Consider the following 19,912-nt stretch of genomic DNA (forward strand, 5'->3'; position numbering starts at 1 on the left):
TTATTTACTCAAAGCGTTCCCCAGCTTATCAAAGCAAAATAAGCTGGAATTTGCTAAACTGGAATAAAAGGAGGCTTGCGTTGATATGTTGGAAGCACGTACCCCGATGAAAGTATCTGAAGCAGTAGAAAAAGTTCTTCAAATAGAGGCAGTACATAATAAAACAGAAACAGTCCCGCTGCAGGAAGCAGGCGGGCGGATATTAGCAGAAGCGGTGATTGCAGATGCACCGGTGCCGCCATTTAACAGATCCCCGTTAGACGGCTTTGCAGTCCGTTCCGCCGATACAAAAGGAGCAGGAAGGGACACCCCAGTGACACTTCAGGTGATAGAAACCGTCGGCGCAGGACACGTCGCAGAAAAAGTACCGCAGCCTGGAGAAGCTATCAGAGTTATGACTGGAACGATCATGCCGAAGGAAACTGATGCGATCGTTATGTTTGAATTAACAAAAGAAGCAGAAGACGGCAGTGCTATTACAATTACCAGGGAATTTAATTCATGGGATAACGTTGTGATAAAAGGCGAGGAAATGGAAAAAGGAACAGTAGTACTGGAAGCTGGCGAGCGGCTGCATGCAGGTGGAATTGCTGCACTGGCTACGTTTGGATATGACCAGGTGCAGGTAACTGCAAAACCGGTGATAGGTGTATTCGCTACAGGAACAGAACTGCTGGAGCCGGGTGATCCGCTTGAGCCGGGTAAAATACGAAACAGTAATGCACCGATGGTTGTAGAACAGCTCCGGGAAGCGGGAGCGGCACCGGTATATTACGGACAGCTTCCTGATGATTTTGATTTATGTTATTCCAGAGTACAAAACGTGTTAGGAGATGTGGACGCGCTTATTACTACTGGGGGAGTTTCGGTTGGAGATTTTGATTTTCTCCCGGCAATATATGAGAAACTCGGAGCAGAAGTATTATTTAATAAAGTTGCTATGCGCCCGGGGAGTGTTACAACAGTGGCACAGTGGAATGGCAAGCCGCTGTTCGGCCTATCCGGGAATCCGTCTGCCTGCTTCGTCGGATTTGAACTTTTCACAGGACCTTGGCTGAGGCATTCAATGGGAGATAAAAAACCTTACCTGCAGCAAAGTAAAGCACTGCTCGGAAGTGATTTTCCCAAACCGAATCCTTTCACAAGATTTGTACGCGGCCATATCACTTTTCAGGACGGAAGATTAATCGCTACGCCTGCCGGATTGGATAAGTCCCAGGTTGTTACCTCACTTTCAAGGGCAAATGCTCTTATCGTCCTCCCGGGGGGCACGAGAGGCTTTCAGACAGGAGATCAGGTGGCTGTCCTTCTTTTACGGGGGGAAGGAGAAGCTTACTTTGAAGAACCGGTGAAAGACAGGTGAGAGTGTTCCAGGTTGTCGGCTGGTCAAACTCCGGTAAAACGACCCTCACTGCAGAACTGATCACTTTTTTTAGTGCGCAGGGTGTGAAAGTAAGTACCATCAAGCATCACGGAAAAGCAGAGGTGCTGCATCTGGACCGCGGAGAGACGGATACCGCAAAACATCGGAAAGCAGGGGCAGTCAGTTCGATGCTGACGAGCAAAGGGGAGCAGCAGTGGAACATTGAACAGCCTCTCTCCCTGGAAATGATGATTCAAATGCATCTGCTTCTCGGGACTGAATTGCTGCTGATTGAAGGATATAAACAGGAAATGTACCCTAAAATTGCTGTCAGCGATAGTGGAGCGGCTCCTGCTTCGATTACCAACGTGAAAGCAGTATGGAATAAAGAAACGGACGAGTTGCATCACTCAATCGAAGAACTGGGGAGGATTGTATGGGAGAAAAGCGAAATTATTTTGTAACGGAAGAACCGCTGCCAACTGAAGAATTAATTCAATCGGTCATTCGGCCGGAAGCTGGGGCAGTGACGACATTTATTGGAACTGTTAGAGAACTCACAGAAGGAAAACGGACGCTTTCCCTAACTTATGAGGCATATAAACCAATGGCGGAAAAGAAGTTAGCCCAGCTGGGAGCAGAATTAGAAGCGAAATATGAAGGAACGAAAGTTGCAATGGCACATCGGATTGGGAAACTTGAAATTTCTGAAACTGCTGTAGTAATTGCAGTTTCTTCACCGCACCGGGACGCCTCCTTTAAAGCAAGCCGGGAAGCAATTGAGCGGATTAAAGAATTTGTCCCTATTTGGAAAAAAGAACACTGGGAAGACGGCGAAATGTGGATTGGCGACCAGCTGGAAAATGTATCCTATAAAGATCAAAAGAAACCGGGAGAGGAAGAAAGCCCATGATTAAGGTATTGTTTTTTGCAGGTATGAAAGAGCAGGCGGGGACAGCAGAATATGAACTGCAGCAGAAGGAAATCGCTGTGGCGGAGATCCGTGCAAAGGTACGGGCAGAGTTTCCTGGGGTGACGGGGACAGACAGGGCGATGGTTGCGATCAATGAAGAATTTACGAATGAAGATGATACTGCAAGAACAGGGGATGTAGTTGCATTTATCCCTCCTGTTTCGGGCGGGTAAGAAAGGAATGTCAGCTATGCAGATTTTTATAAAAGATGAGGCAGCAGCGTGGTTTAAGGAAGAACTCCTGCAGAAAGAGGAGGAGTCTATACAGTTTTTTGTGAGGTATGGAGGATGCGGTGATTTTCAATCCGGCTTTTCACTCGGCGTCACTGTAAACACTCCGGAAGATCCTGCAGCAGTGACAGAAAAAAATGGAATTACTTATTTCATTGAGGAAAAAGATGCCTGGTATTTTGATGAGAAAGATCTCACCGTAGTGTATGATAGAGAGAAAGCAGAAATTGCATATGAACACAGCTTGTAACAAAGGGAGGAAGTCCCGATGAGGCTTACGATAGGTCTTCTGATTTTTTCTCTCACTGCAGTCGGCTTATATGTTATTCTGGATCTCTGGACAAATGTGCCTATGGAAGTGGCAGTCATTGCTTCTCTGGGCGGAGGAGCATTACTGGAATGGAGTTTTTTACACTTCTCCAAGGAAAGAATCTAATCTTATTTACAGCTGAAAAATAAGAAAAAACTGTTAAAATGATAGTCAGGGGATTGGAGATCGCTTTGAAATGGTGAAGGAGTGGACACGAGTGAAGCAAATAGGGATATTAGCTGTATTACTGCTTCTGTTCTCAGGCTGTGCGTTAGCAGAAGAGAAAAAAGAAGCAACGGTGGGCCTTTTGCTCACCCATCCGATAGAGGACCAGGAGTGGAATCAGCAGGGATATCAAGGAGCTTTACAGCTGGAGTCAGAGCTGGAAGCAGAAATTCACGTACGGGAAAATATCCGTACATTTGAGGAAGTAAGTGAAGCAGTGGAGGAGCTTGCAGCGGAGGGGGTAAATCTTCTCTTCGGTCATAGTTCCTTATACGCAGATATGTTTATGAATCTGAAAGATGAATATCCGGAGATTCATTTTGTAACCTTTAACGAATCTACTACCGGGGAAAACATTACAAGTGTAAATTTTGAAGGCTATGCGATGGGATATTTTGCTGGTATGCTTGCTGCAGAAACATCCCCGCGTGGACATATTGCAGCAATCGGTGCTTATCCTTATCAGCCCGAGGTGCAGGGGTATGCAGCAGGAGCAATGGCGCATAATCCTGAAATTGAAGTTACGCTCCGCTTCACGGAAAGCTGGGTGGATAAAGAGGAAGCTTTACTGCTCTTTGATGAATTAAGAAAAGACGGGGCAGATGTATTTTACCCTGCCGGAGATGGATTTCATAAAGACATTATTGAAAAAACGGAAGATGCCGGGCTTTATGCGATCGGTTATATAAGTGACCAGTATGAATTAGGGGAAGAAACTGTTCTTACGAGCACGATGCAGCATGTAGAGCAGGTATACTTAATGGTGGGTGAAAACTTTATCTCTGGTACACTGGAGGCAGGCAGTCTCTCATTTGATTTTCAGGACGACGCCATTTCCTTAGGAACTTTCAGTGACGCTGTTCCGGAAAACACCCGTCGCTGGCTTGAAAATGCTGTAGAAGCGTATAAAGAAACTGGCCTTTTGCCACATGAGGAAGAAACAGAGGAGGGGTAAGGTATGAAAGAACATACATTAGCACCGGTAGCTGCAAGGGAGTCGATTCATTTATTAGGAGGGCTTATTCAAACAAGAGAAAAGCTTTTGGAGCTGTTAAATGATCTGGACGAAAAAGATATCCATCATAAAGTACAGGATTTCCCTACCATTGCAGGCTATTCTCTGCACCTCGCTCAAATTGAGTGGTGGTGGAACCATATGGTACTTCGGGAAGAAGGTATTTCTGAAGAAGACCGGGACCGCTTTTATTTCACGGAAAAGCAGGAAATTACCTGTCCGGAACATCTTGAAAAGGGGTATCTGCTTGCAAGGCTTGGGGAAGCAAGGATGAAAACCCGTGAGTATTATATGGATCTTTCTGATCAGGAATTTCATCGCCCGTCACTTACAATCAAAGATTTAAATGAAGAAGAAACTTATTCGGCTGAATGGGTGCTGTATCATCTGCTGAACCACGAAAGCTATCATATTGGCCAGATGTATATGCTGCGCCGCTGGATAAATGGCCAGCGGGAAAAATGGGAACATTTTAATACTCCCTATTTGTCGCTGTAATAAAGGAAGGACGTGTCATTTTGTCACAAAATAAAGAAGCGATGACAAAGCTTGCGAAGCGGGTTGTCGAGGGATATGAAGAAGTGCATAATAAAAACTATGCTCGTGCCCAGCAGCTGCTTGAGCCGCTTGTACCAATGCTTCACAGTGAAACGAAACCAAATATTAAGCTGCTTGCTTATTCAGCAATTGCACAAATAGGTGCAAAAGATGTAGACCATTTTCTGCAGACGTATGAAATGATTAAGCTGCAAAAACCATCAACATCGCAGGAAAAAGCACTCATTAAAAGAGTAGATGAATTATTTGAAACTTTAATGGAAACGATGAATGAAGACAAGAAATAAAAAGCGCATTTAAAAAACCACTGGAGACCTTTCTCCAGTGGTTTTTTTATCTTACCCATAATATATAATGCTGCATAAATTTAAGTCATGAATTACAAAAGTATCAATTTTAAAGGCAGAAGTTTTATTATTCACGCAGTTCCGACGGGAAACATCAACGAAAAGCTGAAAATTTCAGTAACAATTACTGCAGATGCTGTTCTTTTAAATAAAGTTTTTCTTTGAGTTTCCCTCTCATATAAAGGTATATACCGAAGCTGATAAAACTAAAAATAAGGAAAAGAATATTTACAAGTCCAAAAAGTTGTCGTCCCTGTGAGTTAATATAATTAAATATGCTGATTCCGATAAATGCAGCGAGCATGATAACTACCAGAAAAAGCAGCGTATTTTTAACTATGCTTAATTGTTCAACTGTCATATTGTTTCCTCCTTAATAGAAAAAATGTGGTGCATTCAAAAAGCCTAATGTTTAATTCATATAATGACAAAGGCTGAATGTATTAAACACTATTAAATACAAATTTCTTATTCCTCCTCATTTTCTTCAATCAGTTTTTTTTCTTTATATAACCTATTAAGCTTAAGCTCCAGTTCACGAATTTCACGGTTCATTACCCAAATTCTATGTTTCTTTGTTAATTTTTGAAAACGATTTTTTTTAAGCGCTAATTTTTCCTCTTCTCCCTTAATTAGGGTATTTAATTTACGGAGCTCTACACTCTCCTGCACTGCCTTTCCCTTTTCATGCATGTCCATAAATTTAACTCCTTTCTCGCACTGTCATGATAAGTCCATTACTTTCACTAGTACCCAAGTTTAGATGGAATTTAAGCACTGACTTTAAACTAAAGATATGAAAACTGAAAGAACAACAATAAATAATCCTGTAAAAAAACCTGTGTATAAAGAAAAAATTTCTAAACGGGAATTAATATTGCAGTCACATGTTTTAGTTATCCGCTAAAAGGATACAGGGAGGATGGAGATCATATAAATTTTAAGGAGATGAGAAGATGACAATTTTACACTTAAGTACAAAAAATAAAGAGTTTGAAGAAAAGCAACTGGATAACTTTAATATCGATGCTATTCAAGGCATGGTAAATGGCTCTCCGGAAGCGTTATATCTTCCAGAGAACATTGTACTCTGGAAAAATCCAAAAGCCGCAGTATTAAATGAAGAAAAAACACTGGTTCTCCGTCATGAAGGAGAAATGAGCGATTATATCCACGGTGAAATCGTCGTAACTGGAACAGATGGTACGAAAACAACAGCATTGAATGAAGAGCAGAAAAAACAATTTAAGGATCAGTTAGAAAAAGTAGAAGTGGACGGCGAAACACTTTACGCAGTAAATTATTAATCCAGGTTCATGAAATAGGGGTCATCCTATGAAATATTCATAGGATGACTTTTTTATTAAAGAAATACCGATAAAGCTGAGAGTCTTAAAAAAGGAGCCGCAGGCATACCTTCCTTATAGCAGCGCCAGACTAAAACAAACCTAATTCGAAAAAATAAAATAAAAATTAAAATATTTTGAATATTATGTTTAATAAAAGAAATGGGGGGTATATAAAGAATAATACAATAGATTCACAGCATAGGAAACTCAGCCATCGCGTTGAGTCCATAATTCATCTGCAAAACAATAAAAGGAACAGGGGAATATATCTTTGAACAAAAGTAAAAGATAAAATCCTGATTTTCAAGTAATCCTTAAAAAGTTATGCAGAATAAAAATTCAGGGAATACAAAATGAAAATAAGAAAAGATCCAGTGATTTCTTATTTTATAAACATTTAATTTCTTGAAGAAAAAATTGTGGAGAGCAACTGAGGCTGATTGTTAAGCTGAAAGTAAGCAACTTAAATGGTGAATGCTTACAGCGGAAAAGTAACAAAAACAGCCAAGAAATGGTTGAGTTCCCTAAGCTGTGAATTAAAGAACCCCTCTGTTTTACTTATAAACAGAGGGGTTCTTTATGCAAGTTATTTTTTACATTCTTTTTGCGCCGAGGTATCTATCTTTCCAGTATGGATTGTCCATATCTGTTACAGTAACTCCCGTAGAAGCGCCGGAGTGGATAAATTTATTATTGCCGAGATAAATACCTGCATGCGAAGGACCGGTTCTTGTTTCAAAAAATACAAGGTCACCTTTGGCCGGTGTAGAAACTTTAGATCCGGCATTCCACATCTGTGCTACTGTTCTCGGGAGATTCTTTCCATTTTCAGCAAATGCATGCTGGATAAAACCGCTGCAGTCAAATCCGGAAGGCGTTGTGCCGCCCCATAAATAAGGGCTGCCCAGGTGCTTTTTTGAAGAAGCAATGACATTATCCACCATATTGGAAGCGGCGTTAGCCTGGTCAGCGATCGGATTTGGAGCAGCTGAAGCCATTCCGAGAGAACCAAGTGTGCGAGGGCCTGCCACACCGTAAAAATTTCCGTTGGGATTGGATATACTAGAAGAAAGCTGATATTCCTGCACCGCTTTCAATGTTTTCGGTCCAAATATTCCATCAATGTTCGTGGAACTGTTAAACCCTTTAGAGTGAAGCACCTGCTGCAGCTCTTTTACAAAATCCCCTCGCGCACCTATTTTCATAGATTCCGCATTCACCGATGCAACTGCAGGAGAAGACCCTGGCATAGTTATATTTGTCATGTTGAGAAACGCTCCCTTTTTATTACAGCCTGCTTATCACATAATATATGTACAAACTGAGAGTCATACGAAATATATTTATTCAATAAAATTCCATTAATAAGTAAAAAAATCTGTAAATAGACAACTTTCTACATATATTGAGAGTACTATCAGATGAGAAAAAAAGCAAGGTGCTAATAGAAGTATTACACGTAAAATCTTAAGGAAGGAAGATGGAATATGAGAGCAAAAGTATTAGGGTTTATCGCAGCGAGTCTTGATGGATACATTGCTACAAAAGAACATTCACTGGCATGGCTGTTTAGAAACGAAGGAAAAGAGGATAATGGATATGAAGAATTCTACAAAACAGTTGATAAAGTGGTAATGGGGAGAAAAACCTATGAATGGATTATTGGGGAAATGAAAGATAATTTTCCATACAAGGATAAAGATTGTTATGTATTTACAAGTCAATATCCCGCACCTGCTGAAAACGTCACTTTTATTCAGGAATCTCCCCCGGTTTTTATCCGCTCACTTTTACAGCAGGAAGGAAATATATGGGTAGTCGGAGGCGGAAGCATATTGAAACCTCTATTAGAAAATAGACTGATAGATGAAATAGAAATATCTATCACCCCTGTACTGATAGGAGAAGGAATCAGACTTTTTCAGGAAGGGAATTATGAGGAGGATCTCGAGTTGATTAATATAAGAAAATTTGATGATTTCGTATCGCTTAAATATCGTTTTAAACATGAATCAACAGGTTGAAATAAAGAGGCTCCCACTTCACCGGAAACCTCTATATTTCATTTTATGAATGAACAGACTGACGAATCAGATTTACAGCTTCCATCAAAGCTGTTTCTGCTTCATCTATTATGCCGATAAAGGTAACAAAATCATGAAATAGTTCCTCATAATGGCTGTGTTTCACCTTGACTCCTGCATCTCTCAACTTTCCCGCATAATCTGCAGCTTCCTCGGCAAGTGGATCCAATCCGGCCGTAATAATAAGAGAAGGCGGAAGAGAGGCAAAAACATTTTCTTCGGCAAACAGCGGAGAGGCATAAGGATCTCTGCCATCTTCAGATGTTTCAAGATAATACCCATGAAATTTTTTCATGCCGTATTCGGATAAAAGTATTTCTTCCATCCCTTCCAATTTATCCTGTGCATCTGTAATTAAATCGAGAGAGGGACAAATTAATATCTGGCCCGCAGGCATCTGCTTATTTTCTTGCAGCAGTTTCATTGATAATGCGGCAGTTAAATTTCCACCGGCACTGTCCCCGGCAATAATAAGCTGACTCGTGTGCACCTGCAGTCTTTCAGCATGATCTTCCACCCAATTAACTACCTCATAGCATTCTTCTAATGCGAAAGGAAATTTGTATTCAGGAGAAAGTGCGTAATCTACGCTTATAACGACACTTTCGCTTTTTTCAGACAGCAGCCTGCATATATTGTCCGTCATTTCTATATTCCCCAAGCTGAAACCTCCGCCATGAAGGTATATTACTGCAGGAAAAGGACCTTCTCCTGCAGGAGTGTAAATTCGCACGGGAGTGTCTCTTTTCGGATTCCCGGCAATACCATCCCGAATACTGCCTGAATAGGGAAGTTTGGGCGCTTTCTGGTTTACCTCCATTACTTTCTTTCTAGCCTCTTTTATATTTTCAAGTGGCAGCTGAGGAGTGCGGCGAACTGCCTGCATAACAATTTTTTTCCTCCAGGCATTGGGAGCTGTTCTTAAAATACCTCGCTTTAATTTATTGGAAATAACTGTTCTACTGGACAATTTATATCCCTCCAAAGGAAAAATTTTTAAATTGAATCAATTGCAGATGTGGAACCTGATTGGAGATAATAAATAGAAAAGCATATGATATAATTATAAGGGATTTAATAGTTTTTTTGTATTTATATGGTTTTTCATCATAACAAGTAGTTGACAATCATGGAAAATTGACAGCTTTCGGAGGAGCATCTCAGAGGCTGCTGATAAAGTGAAAAATAGCGCATTATTTATCTTTGTGGTGGGGGTTTCTACTGTACTTGCCGGCGGAAGCTTACCGTGGGGCTCCTCTTCAGCTATTTTGCAACGACTGCAGGATACAACAAAATAAGAAGAGCATGGACCCGCGCAGCCACATCCCTCTCGGACGAAGCCCGCGAGATGGATGCAAAACCCTGGCTACCCTCATTGCTTTTAAGAGAATGTCCAGATAAAACGTTCGGACATCCTCTTACAGACTTCGCTTAAATCCGACAGGCGCCCTCGCCGGACATTCCGGTGATACCCTCGTTTCTTAGCAGAAAGATCGGTCTGTCAGCACTTTTTCCATAGTATTTCTTCTCTATTTCAGTGAATATAAGTAAATTCATTAGATATCTAAACTTCGTGGTGATGAGCCATTTAATTAGATTTTCACTAAAACAACAATGTTTAATGTAAACTCATGAATAGTATTAACAAAATACTTTTAACTTGGATTTTCTAAGCTGACATTATCAGGTCCCATTGCATTTTAATTCACGAATCATCCATATAAACTTATACCCAATATTTTATGAAAGATGCAGAAGTAATGGAAAGGAGAGGCAAGGATGTTCAAAAAGCTTTTTTATAGTTCAGTATTAACGGTTTGCCTATTATCTGCCGCAGGCTGTGGAAAAGAAGCACATATGAAAACTGCTGAAGAAGTTGTAAAGGAAGACCTGCTGGAGTACAGCGGTACTAACGCAGGTGACAATTCCAAGGTATTAGGATTGATACAATCACTGCCGGGAGGAGAAACGATGACTTCCCTGGACCTGAGTAGTTCATCTATTCGAGTGAAGTATGGCTATAACGATACATATGATAATGAGGAATATATTCAATACTGGTTTAATGAACAGCATACAGTAGAAAAAAACATAACATTTAACATAATTTACTTAGCGTGTCTCGTACCGAATGCACAATCGATTCACCTTGAAATTGAAGAAGATGGAGCATACGAAATTTCAAGGGAACAGCTTGAATCCGAACTAGCTTCCCGGAATATCTATCTGCCTGCTGCTGATGTTTTGTTTAATGAAACGGCTGCAGAAAAATTTCTTATGGAAAATATGAATAAACTGGAGGCAGTCGCTTATTCCCGGTCTTTTCAAGAAAGACTCCTGTATAGATAAATTGACTATTCGATAAATTCAGCGGAGGTGGAGTACGTGTTTAAGTATAGCGTAGACAGTGACATCTCTATGAAGCTATTGCAGGAAAGACATACACAAGAACTTTATAGGCTTACAGACAGCTCCAGAGACTCTTTACGGGAATGGCTTCCTTGGGTCGACTTTATTAACTCAGCAGAAGATTCCGGGAAATTTATTCAACAAGCCCTCCAGCAGCTGGCAGAAAATAATGGATTTCAGGCAGGCATATGGTTTGAGGACAAACTCGCTGGCGTAATAGGAATGCATTATATTAACTGGGCTAATAAAGAAACATCTCTCGGCTACTGGCTGGGTAAAGACTTTGAAGGAAAAGGAATAATGACAAAATCCTGCAAAGCAATTGTAGATCACTGCTTTAATGAACTGCATTTAAACAGAATTGAAATTCGGGCAGCTGTGCAAAACTATAAAAGTAATGCTGTACCGGAAAGACTTCATTTTCAAAAAGAAGGTACCGTCCGGCAGGCAGAATGGCTGTATGATTATTTTGCTGATCACAATGTGTACGGACTGATAAAAGAAGACTGGAAGTAACCCACCTGGCTATACATCCATTGAATAAGCACAGCAGACTGCGGAGGTGAAATAAGAGGAAAATAACCAACCGCATATCATCAGTAAAATGATTAACAAAAAATTTTTATGTTTTTTTTGAAAAAAGTGATCCAAATCAAATTACCCTGCGTTAGCTTAAGTAGAAAAGAAAACAACATTTCTTTTACTACAAAAAAAGAAGGGTGATTGATTATGAATAAGATGAAAAAAGCAGCTTTATCTTCATGTGCACTGCTCGTATTTGCACCAACTGCCGCACTTGCCGCAGATCATGGAGAAATGGAGCCGACGAGTACCACGGCAGCAGCAGACTTAAGAGCAGATCTTGATTACCTTTTATCTGAACATTTTGTGCTTGCAGTAGAAACGATGCAGAAAACGTATGATGAGGCACCCGATGCGGAAGCTGTGGAGGATGCTCTGTATCAAAACTCCATGGATATGGTTACAGCATTAGAGCCAATTTATGGAGAAGACGGGGCAGAGGCATTTGGAGACATTTTCATCAGCCATAACGATTATACGGATGACCTTGTAGAAGCAGCGAAAACGGGCGATGAAGAAGCGCGTGCAGATGCTGAAGAGGAAATCGAAGAGTTTGTTATTGAATTTTCTACTTTCCTTGATGCAGCAACAGAAGGAAATCTGCCACAGGAAGCAGCAGAAGAAGCGGTGCGAGCACATGAAATGGATGTGTTGAGTGCTTTTGACCACTATGTTGCTGAAGATTATGAAGGAGCCTACACAAGCTACCGAGAAGGTTTTGACCGTATGTTTGATATCAGTAAGGCACTTTCCGGAGCAATAGTAACGCAGATGCCGGAAGCGTTCGATAATACCTCTGTCGATACACCTGCAGCAGATCTCCGCTCTGCGTTAAATCAGCTTGCAGGAGAGCACTTTGCACTGGCCACTCTGGGAATGCAGAAAGGCTTCCATCAGGCGCCTGACTATGATTTTGTAACCTGGGCAGAAGACCAGAATTCACTGGACTTTCAGGGCGCGATCGCTTCCATCTATGGGGAGGAAGCAGGAGAGCAGTTCCTGGCTCTCTGGGAACCGGATCATATTAATGCGCAAAGTGAAATCGTAACTGCAGCTATTGAAGAAGATATGGAAAAAAGAGAAATGGCAATGACCCATATTGACAGCTTTACGCAGGAATTTGGAGCATTCCTAGGCGCAGCTACAGAAGAAAACCTGCCGACGGAAGCAGCACAGGAATCACTGGCGGTGCATGAAGAACAGGTTCTCCGCACATTTGATCAGCGTACAGAAGAGAATTACCAGGATGCCACTGCTTCCTTCCGTGAAGGCTACCAGTTTATGTTCGGCGTAGGGGAAGCACTCAGCAGCGCGATTGTAACGCAAATGCCAGATGAATTCAGCCAGGAAGCTGAGATGCCTGAAGAGATGCCTGCTACTGGCTTAGGCGGTACAAGCAGTGGAATGATCAGCCTTTGGGCAGTAACTGCAGCAGCGTTGGCAGCTGCCGGTGCATTTTTATTCGGCCGCAGCAGAATGAATAAAGAAGCATAGATTCCACAATTTTGAAAAAGAAGAAACTGTCTCTTGCAGGATGCAGCGGGAACTTCTATGAAAGTGTTTTTACTGAAAAGCCGCAGGTCCTGAGACAGTTTCTTCCCCATTTTCGGGGATTTATGAAAAATAGAAGTTCTTTTTCATAAATATCCGAATAGAGGAGCAGATATAATATGAAAAAATTCTTTTATTTATTAGTGTTTCCACTGCTTATTTTCAGTTTTACAGCTTTTGGTTTTTCACATGCAGAGAAGTTATTTTTCTCTTCTGCAGAAACACAGGTTATCTCTGAAAAAGATTCCGCAAACGAAGAGCTGGAAGAAGAAACTGGGGAGTTTGATGAGATGCACGAATTTGCCCACTTTCAGAAAATGAGTGAAGAAACAGCAGCAGAGGAAGTAAAAACACCTGCACCGGAGCGTTTCCCTCCTGAAAGCCTGCAGATTCCTGGTATTGATGTAGACGGTCCTGTGGAAGAAGTAGGCATTTTAGAAAACGGCCAGATGGGAGTTCCGGATTCAGCAGAAGGTATCGGCTGGTTTGCGCCGGGTGTGAAGCCTGGAGAACAGGGAAACGCAGTGCTTGCCGGTCATGTAGACAGCCGATCCGGGCCTGCGGTGTTTTATGATTTGAAAGAAATGTCTGCAGGGGATGAAGTGCAGGTGACAGATAATGAAGGAAATGAGCTGACGTTTGAAGTTACCAGAGTAGTATCCTATGATCGTAAAGAAGCGCCGCTGGAAGAAATTTTCGGACGCAGTGAGAAACGTAATTTAAATCTGATTACCTGCACCGGAACTTTTAATCAGGAAGAAGGAACGCATGACGAAAGGCTGGTAGTATATACGGAACTGGTAGAGGAAGAATCTGATGTCCCAGCGCTGCCGGAACCATCTTCACCGGAAGAAATCGATGTGAGAGGGTCTGTTTTCACTTGGCATGCAGTCAGTGAAAATGATATTGTCGGATACCGGGTTTATGAAGTAAATGAAGATGAGGAAGACATTCTTGTACAGAGCGTTGCTGCTTATGAAAGAAAGTCTTATACTTCTGAAACAGTAGGAACCAGTCAGCATTACGTAACGGCAGTCAACGAAGCAGGAATTGAATCACCGCCGTCAGAAATGAAATAAAAACAGCTTAAAGTATGTCTGCATGTGTACCTGCAGACATACCTTTTTAATGAGATGACTATTTTCTTTCTTCTTCCAATTCGAAAGAAAGAATTTCTATTTTCCTTCTGCAGGAAGTGTTACGCGAAAAACAGTTCCTTTCGGATCGTTTCTAAAAGCAGTAATTGTACCTGCATGTGCATGGATGATCCAGCGGGCAATCGACAAACCCAATCCTGTGCCGCCTGTTTCTCTGGACCTCGCTTTATCCTCCCGGTAAAACCGCTCAAATACCAGATGCAGATTTTCTTCTTTAATCCCTTGCCCTGAATCAATTACATCTATGATCAAGTCATGGGAAGACCGGTATGATTTCAGCAGAATACGGTCTCCTTCTTCCGTATATTTAAGCGCATTATCCAGTAAAATAACTAGCAGCTGATGCAGGCGTACTTCATCGGCTTTTATTATAAGCTGCGATTGCAGTTCCATCTGAAAAGCTTTCTCCTGAGATTCGGCAATTTCCTGATAGGGAAGACTGACCTTTTCAATGAAGCTGTCGATTTCTATATCTTTTTTCTCCAGCTGTGTTTCCGCTGAATCGGCTCTGGCCAGTGTAAGAAGATCTGAAGTCAATTTGGATAAACGCCTTGTTTCTGAAAGACTCAGCGCTATATGTTCAAATTTATTCATGATTTTCTCCTGCGGTGAAGTAAGCATTAATTCCAGCTTGTTTTGTATTACCGTCAGCGGAGTCCGCAGTTCATGCGAGGCATTCTCCACAAATTCTGTCTGCTTATTCCATGACTGCACGATCGGACCCATCATTTTTTTCGATAAATAATAGCTGGCGGAGATAGAAAGCAAAATAAACAGGAAGGAGAACAGCACAATCAGCCGTCCAAAATTAGATATAATAGTCTGCTCTGCATCCACATTTACTAAAAGCTGTGTATAGTACGTTTCTCCAAATATACTGCTGTCCTCAAACAGCAGGTACCGGAAACTGTAGCCCCCTGGTATAGTCATCGTGGAAATTGTATTTAAATTATCCAGATCCACCTCGTAATCCTGAAAATAATTCTGGTATAGCAGGAGGCCGATTTGATCCGCATTAATATTATCTCCATTTTCATTCCAGTTCAGCATAATAATGCGGGGATTTAAATTGGCTCTGGTACGTTCTTCTACAGGACTTGCCGGAAGAATCCGCGGAGCGAAAATGCCTTCAGTTTCATTTTCTCTCGTTAATATCTCGCGAAGCTCCCGTAACTCGTTATCTGTCTCCGAATATAATGTATTCTGCACCTGAGTAAAAATAATGATCCCGAATATCGTAAAAATTATTGTAAATGCCAGGAGGTTCAGAATCATAAAACGCAGCTGCTGCCTTCTGAAGATCGGCTTGTTATTCATTGCCTTCTCCAGTATCTGAAAGCATATAACCGAGTCCACGGAACGTCTGGATATAAGCATCATATCCGGATTTTTTTAAAGCTTTCCGCAGATTACTAGCATATACTTCGACCACAGTAGTGGAAGTATCAGATTCAAATCCCCAGATCCTGTCGAAAATCTGCTCTTTCGTCAGGATGACATCTTTGTTGTTTAATAAATATTCGAGCAGGTCAAATTGTTTTCCGTTCAATTTTAAAGGTTCTCCTTCAATGGTGACAGTTTTATTTTTCAAATGCAGCTTCAAATCTTTGAAGGTAAGAACGTTATTTTTAAATTCTCCTCCGCTTCTGCGGATGATTGCCTCCAGGCGTAAAAGCAGTTCTTCCCGGTGGAATGGTTTTACAAGGTAATCATCCGCTCCTGCTTTAAAACCATGAATTTTATCCTCTATTCCATCCTTCGCAGTAAGCATCAGCACCGGTGTGCCTATTTGGCTCTCCCGAAGCTTTTTTAACACCTCATAGCCGTTCATATAGGGCATCATCACATCCAGAATAATACAGTCATATATATTTTGTTCTGCCTGAAATAATCCTTCTTCTCCATCAAAAGCCTGAACTGTTTCAAACATTTCTTTCGTTGTGTCTTTTATCGTATCTGAAAGAGGACGGTCATCCTCAATAATTAATAATTTCATATTCTCTTCTCCTTCAGCTGGATTACATAAGATTATAAGCGTAACTGGAAAAAATGCAATTCCTGTATGTTTTTAAGGTTTCTTTAAGGTTCATAGATCATAATGATTTTATCAAAGATAATTTTACCGGAAATCAGTGAGAGAAACCGGGAATTCAAAGAAAAAGGGGATATTAATATGAAAAAGTATATATATGTCGGCGCAGGTGTAATTGGAGCTTCCGCTGTATTTATGATGACTGCATTTACAGACAGTGAAACTGTCGCAACGGTTGGGGATACAGTGATAGAAAAAGAAGCCTTATATGAAGAAATGCTTGCAGTAACAGGGGAAGAAACGCTGGAAGTAATGATAAACGAAGAAATTATCAAACAGGAAGCTGAAAAGGCAGAAGTAAGCGTCACGCAGGAAGAAATTGAGGAAGAAATGGCAGTATATGAAGAAAATTACGGCAGCCAGGAAGCGCTGGAAGAAGCTTTAGCAGCAGGCGGAATGACACTGGAAAGTTTTGAAGAAGAAATAGAAAAATATACGCTGGTAGAAAAAATGATCGGTCCGGATATTGAAGTAACAGATGAAGAAATAAAAACATATTTTGAAGAAAACAAAGCAAATTATGAACAGCAGGAAGAGGTGGAAGCGAGCCACATTCTTGTAGAAGACAAAGAGGAAGCTGAAAATATCGTGGAGAAACTCGAAGCAGGAGAAGATTTTGCAGAACTTGCCTCTGAATATTCAACAGATGCTTCTAACGCCGAAAACGGCGGGGAATTAGGATTCTTCGGAAAGGGTGCAATGGTGGAAGCTTTTGAAGAAAAAGCCTTCAGTATGGAAGCAGGAGAAATCAGCGAGCCGGTGGAAACGGAGTTTGGCTATCATATTATCCATGTAACAGATAAAAAAGAAGCACAGGAAGCAAGCCTTGAAGAAAATGAATCAGATATCCGGGAACTGCTCGTTAATGAAGCAGTCAACCAGCAGTACCCAGTATGGCTGGACGAAATAAAAGAATCATATGAAATTAAAAACAGTTTAAGTGAGGGAGGAGAATAGTATGGGATATTATAAAGACGGAAACAAAAGAAACATAAGACAATTCCTTGCGCCGGGAATTGTCGGTCTTTCTGCAGGAGCATTAATTTTTGGAGGAATCGTCCCTGGCCTGACGCAGACGGAGGCCCAGGGGAATACGGAAGTATATGAAGAAACACAGACAGAGGGTGTTTCCACAGTGGTGACGAACGATGTAACTGAAACCGTGGAAGCGACTTCCGATGCAATAGTAGGTATTACAAATATTCAATCCGGCAGTGAAAATCCTTTTGCAGTCCCGACATCTCAAAAGGAACAGCCGGCGGGCAGCGGATCCGGTGTGATTTATAAAAGTGAAGGAGAAAAAGCTTTTATAGTAACGAATAATCATGTGATAGAAGAAGCAGAAGAAGTGCTGGTGACGCTGGCAGACGGTACTGAACTGGAAGCGGAAATTCTCGGTGGAGACGTATGGACGGACCTGGCAGTACTGGAAGTAGATAATGAAGAAATTGAGACAATTGCAGATTTCGGGGATTCTTCCGTGCTGAAACCTGGAGAGCCGGTAATCGCAATTGGTAATCCGCTCGGTCTGCAGTTCTCTGGTTCTGTTACCACAGGAGTAATCTCAGGTACAGAGCGGCTGATTCCGGTAGACGTAAACCAGGACGGTGTAGAAGACTGGCAGTCTGAAGTGCTGCAGACAGATGCAGCGATCAATCCTGGCAACAGCGGAGGGGCGTTAATTAATGCAGAAGGAAAAGTGATCGGCATCAATTCGATGAAAATTGCCCAGGATGCTGTGGAAGGCATTGGTCTTGCAATACCTGCAAATTCGGCACTGCCAATTATAGAAGACCTCGAAGAAAAAGGGACCGTGGACCGACCATCCATGGGAGTGACGCTCCTGGATGTAGCAGAAATTGCACCGCAGTACCGTGCGAGCCAGCTGCAGCTCCCGGAAGAGATGGAAGAGGGGGTAGTTGTAAATACCGTGCTTGAAGGTTCTGGAGCAGCGGATGTGCTTGAATCCCTCGATGTTATTACAGAAATTGATGGAGAATCCATCGCTTCTGTACTGGAACTGCGGCAGTATCTTTATACAGAAAAAGAAGCAGGAGAAACGATTGACCTGACAATTCTCCGTACAGGAGAAGAGCAGCAGGTGGAAGTGGAGCTTTCGGAAGCAGGTTATTAAAGAAATTTATAACATTTCAGAACGATTTAAAAAATGAAATCTTTAAAGGGCTTCCTTAACAGTGGAAGTCCTTTTTAGTTCTCAAAAAAGGGTGCAAATTTAAATACTTAATTAATAAATATAGGCTATCTTGAAAAAGAAATTTTTGTTAAAAAGAAGTAATTATACTGCTGCACTAACGGAGAGGCTTACCCAAAGACTTATTCTGGACTAATTTCTTTAACCGGGCACCGCTTTTATCGGTCCACAGTCAGCGGGGCAAAGACCGCCATATTGTCTTTAAAACCAGGATCGATTCCGCTCGGGCTTCGTGACCTTCCAAAAGGTCACTTGGATTCTCGAACGGCGCTGGAACGTCCTTTCTTTCTTAACAAAGCAGAGTTAATGTTTGTAATATGAAATTTATCCTGCCCCCTGCTATTCCGAGCTTCTTTTTTCTTTACGTACTACGTAAAATAAATATCCAGCAATAAAAATATACGTAACTGTTATACTAATAGCTAATTGAGATTCTTCTTGAAAGGAAGTATATCTTAACAGCAGGTCAGGTAAATGAATTGCTGCCAAAAAAAGAGGTAAAACAACAGTTTTTGACCAAATAGAAAAAGTAATTATAAAGCTGAAAAAGATAAGCCCTGTGAATATGCTTCCTATAATACCAAAATTAATTGTTGGAGAGTTGTAAAAAGAGTCAGCAATTATTATTCCAAAAATAAAAAATAAACTGAGCACAACCACTGAACCCAAAATTAATAATTCTTTTATTCTTGATAATTGATTTTTTGCAATATAGCGGAAGGCAGTGAACACACTTGCAGTAAATAGAAGACTGTATAAAATAGTTCCTGTGATTATTATAATGCTATAACTTAAAGTTCCTTGAAGAAGGTCCCCAAAAACTGAGAAAGAAAACGCTCCTATTATTATTAATGGAATATATAACATCCAAGAGTGAATATCTGTTTTCATTTCTTGTGAGATACTCTGCATATATTGTTTTGGAGAAGCTCCTATAATTTGTTCAATAGATTTATTATTGATTTCTGCTTCATATATGTGTGCTTCCAACTCTTCAGTAATTTCATTGATTTCTTTATCGTTTTTCCCACTGGAAAATAAATAGATCCTCAAATCATCAATAAATTTCTGGCTCTTTTCAGATAATGTAAAATGATCCATCACTTTCACCTCACTTTTTAATTTCTTGTGTAATAACAGCATTTACATTTTCTTCAAGCTGCTTCCACCTTATTAAAAAATCTTCTAAAGCTTGCTCCCCTTTAATAGTGAGAGAATAATACTTTCTTTTTGGCCCCGCGGTTGACTCTTTTCGAACAGAGGTAACAAGCCCTTCACGCTGCATCCTCATTAGAATTGGATAAATTGTTCCTTCACTGACAGCACTAAAGCCGTAATTGCTGAGTCGTTCAGCCATTTCATATCCGTACGTTTCTTTTCCTTTAATTATTCCCAGCAGACAGCCATCGAGAATTCCTTTCATCATTTGTGTATGAGACATTAAATTTCCACCAA

At 41.1% G+C, this 19,912-nt stretch carries 25 protein-coding genes; 17 read left to right on the forward strand and 8 right to left on the reverse strand.

Annotated features, from left to right (window positions below; all coding sequences use genetic code 11):
* The first annotated feature begins 85 nt into the window (after positions 1–85).
* From BLP92_RS00140 to BLP92_RS00175, 9 genes are all read left to right on the forward strand, one after another.
* On the forward strand, positions 86–1,363 hold the full coding sequence (locus tag BLP92_RS00140; protein ID WP_090839380.1) for a molybdopterin molybdotransferase MoeA: 1,278 nt from the start codon (positions 86–88) through the stop codon (positions 1,361–1,363).
* Positions 1,360–1,827, forward strand: a complete 468-nt coding sequence (gene mobB / locus BLP92_RS00145) for a molybdopterin-guanine dinucleotide biosynthesis protein B (RefSeq protein ID WP_090839383.1) — start codon at positions 1,360–1,362, stop codon at positions 1,825–1,827. The genes BLP92_RS00140 and mobB overlap by 4 nt, the downstream gene beginning before the upstream one ends.
* The gene (locus BLP92_RS00150; protein ID WP_090839386.1) at positions 1,800–2,276 is read left to right on the forward strand and encodes a molybdenum cofactor biosynthesis protein MoaE; all 477 of its coding nucleotides are present in this window, start codon (positions 1,800–1,802) and stop codon (positions 2,274–2,276) included. The genes mobB and BLP92_RS00150 overlap by 28 nt, the downstream gene beginning before the upstream one ends.
* Complete coding sequence (gene moaD, locus BLP92_RS00155; protein ID WP_090839388.1) at positions 2,273–2,509, forward strand: molybdopterin converting factor subunit 1; 237 nt, start codon at positions 2,273–2,275, stop codon at positions 2,507–2,509. The genes BLP92_RS00150 and moaD overlap by 4 nt, the downstream gene beginning before the upstream one ends.
* A 16-nt stretch (positions 2,510–2,525) precedes the next feature.
* Positions 2,526–2,816 carry a HesB/YadR/YfhF family protein gene (locus BLP92_RS00160; protein WP_090839392.1) on the forward strand — a complete coding sequence of 97 codons (291 nt, stop codon included), beginning with the start codon at positions 2,526–2,528 and terminating at the stop codon, positions 2,814–2,816.
* Between the two features lie 18 nt (positions 2,817–2,834).
* Positions 2,835–3,002, forward strand: coding sequence for a hypothetical protein (locus tag BLP92_RS17915; RefSeq protein ID WP_175444130.1), 168 nt, complete (start codon positions 2,835–2,837; stop codon positions 3,000–3,002).
* A gap of 91 nt (positions 3,003–3,093) precedes the next feature.
* Complete coding sequence (locus BLP92_RS00165) at positions 3,094–4,056, forward strand: BMP family ABC transporter substrate-binding protein (protein WP_175444131.1); 963 nt, start codon at positions 3,094–3,096, stop codon at positions 4,054–4,056.
* Between the two features lie 3 nt (positions 4,057–4,059).
* Positions 4,060–4,614 carry a DinB family protein gene (locus BLP92_RS00170; RefSeq protein ID WP_090839396.1) on the forward strand — a complete coding sequence of 185 codons (555 nt, stop codon included), beginning with the start codon at positions 4,060–4,062 and terminating at the stop codon, positions 4,612–4,614.
* Between the two features lie 20 nt (positions 4,615–4,634).
* Positions 4,635–4,961 (forward strand): hypothetical protein, encoded by a 327-nt coding sequence (locus BLP92_RS00175; RefSeq protein ID WP_090839399.1) that lies wholly within the window; start codon positions 4,635–4,637, stop codon positions 4,959–4,961.
* Positions 4,962–5,145: 184 nt separating this feature from the next.
* Here the strand turns inward: BLP92_RS00175 and BLP92_RS00180 are convergent, their stop codons facing one another.
* A complete protein-coding gene (locus BLP92_RS00180) occupies positions 5,146–5,382 on the reverse strand; it encodes a hypothetical protein (RefSeq protein ID WP_090839401.1) in 237 nt (78 codons plus the stop codon).
* Between the two features lie 107 nt (positions 5,383–5,489).
* Positions 5,490–5,720: a hypothetical protein gene (locus BLP92_RS00185; protein ID WP_090839403.1), complete on the reverse strand. Its 231-nt coding sequence runs from the start codon at positions 5,718–5,720 to the stop codon at positions 5,490–5,492.
* 257 nt (positions 5,721–5,977) lie between these two features.
* Here BLP92_RS00185 and BLP92_RS00190 point away from each other — a divergent pair, with 257 nt between their 5' ends.
* A complete protein-coding gene (locus BLP92_RS00190; RefSeq protein ID WP_090839405.1) occupies positions 5,978–6,328 on the forward strand; it encodes a DUF3846 domain-containing protein in 351 nt (116 codons plus the stop codon).
* 635 nt (positions 6,329–6,963) lie between these two features.
* Here BLP92_RS00190 and BLP92_RS00195 read toward each other — a convergent pair.
* On the reverse strand, positions 6,964–7,635 hold the full coding sequence (locus BLP92_RS00195; RefSeq protein WP_090839407.1) for a C40 family peptidase: 672 nt from the start codon (positions 7,633–7,635) through the stop codon (positions 6,964–6,966).
* A 222-nt stretch (positions 7,636–7,857) separates the two neighbouring features.
* Here BLP92_RS00195 and BLP92_RS00200 point away from each other — a divergent pair, with 222 nt between their 5' ends.
* Positions 7,858–8,394 (forward strand): dihydrofolate reductase family protein, encoded by a 537-nt coding sequence (locus BLP92_RS00200; protein ID WP_090839410.1) that lies wholly within the window; start codon positions 7,858–7,860, stop codon positions 8,392–8,394.
* Between the two features lie 43 nt (positions 8,395–8,437).
* Here BLP92_RS00200 and BLP92_RS00205 read toward each other — a convergent pair whose 3' ends face one another.
* Positions 8,438–9,424, reverse strand: a complete 987-nt coding sequence (locus tag BLP92_RS00205) for an alpha/beta hydrolase (protein ID WP_090839411.1) — start codon at positions 9,422–9,424, stop codon at positions 8,438–8,440.
* An 809-nt stretch (positions 9,425–10,233) separates the two neighbouring features.
* Here BLP92_RS00205 and BLP92_RS00210 point away from each other — a divergent pair.
* The 4 genes from BLP92_RS00210 to BLP92_RS00225 all read left to right on the forward strand — a co-directional run bounded on the left by BLP92_RS00210 (position 10,234) and on the right by BLP92_RS00225 (position 14,075).
* A complete protein-coding gene (locus tag BLP92_RS00210) occupies positions 10,234–10,803 on the forward strand; it encodes a DUF4825 domain-containing protein (protein ID WP_090839413.1) in 570 nt (189 codons plus the stop codon).
* A gap of 36 nt (positions 10,804–10,839) precedes the next feature.
* On the forward strand, positions 10,840–11,379 hold the full coding sequence (locus BLP92_RS00215; protein WP_090839415.1) for a GNAT family N-acetyltransferase: 540 nt from the start codon (positions 10,840–10,842) through the stop codon (positions 11,377–11,379).
* Between the two features lie 213 nt (positions 11,380–11,592).
* The gene (locus BLP92_RS00220; protein WP_090839417.1) at positions 11,593–12,939 is read left to right on the forward strand and encodes a copper amine oxidase; all 1,347 of its coding nucleotides are present in this window, start codon (positions 11,593–11,595) and stop codon (positions 12,937–12,939) included.
* Between the two features lie 176 nt (positions 12,940–13,115).
* A complete protein-coding gene (locus BLP92_RS00225; RefSeq protein WP_090839419.1) occupies positions 13,116–14,075 on the forward strand; it encodes a class F sortase in 960 nt (319 codons plus the stop codon).
* 96 nt (positions 14,076–14,171) lie between these two features.
* On the opposite strand, the gene BLP92_RS00230 is transcribed toward BLP92_RS00225, so the two are convergent.
* Positions 14,172–15,470, reverse strand: a complete 1,299-nt coding sequence (locus BLP92_RS00230) for a sensor histidine kinase (RefSeq protein ID WP_090839421.1) — start codon at positions 15,468–15,470, stop codon at positions 14,172–14,174.
* Positions 15,463–16,149, reverse strand: coding sequence for a response regulator transcription factor (locus BLP92_RS00235; protein WP_090839423.1), 687 nt, complete (start codon positions 16,147–16,149; stop codon positions 15,463–15,465). Before BLP92_RS00235 ends, BLP92_RS00230 begins: the two co-directional genes overlap by 8 nt.
* Positions 16,150–16,326: 177 nt before the next feature.
* Between BLP92_RS00235 and BLP92_RS00240 the strand changes: the two genes are divergently transcribed.
* Complete coding sequence (locus BLP92_RS00240) at positions 16,327–17,202, forward strand: peptidylprolyl isomerase (RefSeq protein WP_090841023.1); 876 nt, start codon at positions 16,327–16,329, stop codon at positions 17,200–17,202.
* Position 17,203: 1 nt separating this feature from the next.
* Entirely contained in the window at positions 17,204–18,379 is a 1,176-nt protein-coding gene (locus BLP92_RS00245; protein ID WP_090839425.1) for a S1C family serine protease, read from the forward strand.
* A gap of 417 nt (positions 18,380–18,796) precedes the next feature.
* On the opposite strand, the gene BLP92_RS00250 is transcribed toward BLP92_RS00245, so the two are convergent.
* Together BLP92_RS00250 and BLP92_RS00255 are read right to left on the reverse strand one after the other, a co-directional pair.
* A complete protein-coding gene (locus tag BLP92_RS00250) occupies positions 18,797–19,558 on the reverse strand; it encodes an HAAS domain-containing protein (protein ID WP_139148901.1) in 762 nt (253 codons plus the stop codon).
* Positions 19,559–19,568: 10 nt separating this feature from the next.
* Positions 19,569–19,898, reverse strand: a complete 330-nt coding sequence (locus BLP92_RS00255; RefSeq protein WP_090839429.1) for a PadR family transcriptional regulator — start codon at positions 19,896–19,898, stop codon at positions 19,569–19,571.
* Positions 19,899–19,912: the final 14 nt, after the last annotated feature.

The sequence above is a fragment of the Alkalicoccus daliensis genome (assembly GCF_900103955.1).
Lineage (GTDB): Bacteria > Bacillota > Bacilli > Bacillales > Salisediminibacteriaceae > Alkalicoccus > Alkalicoccus daliensis.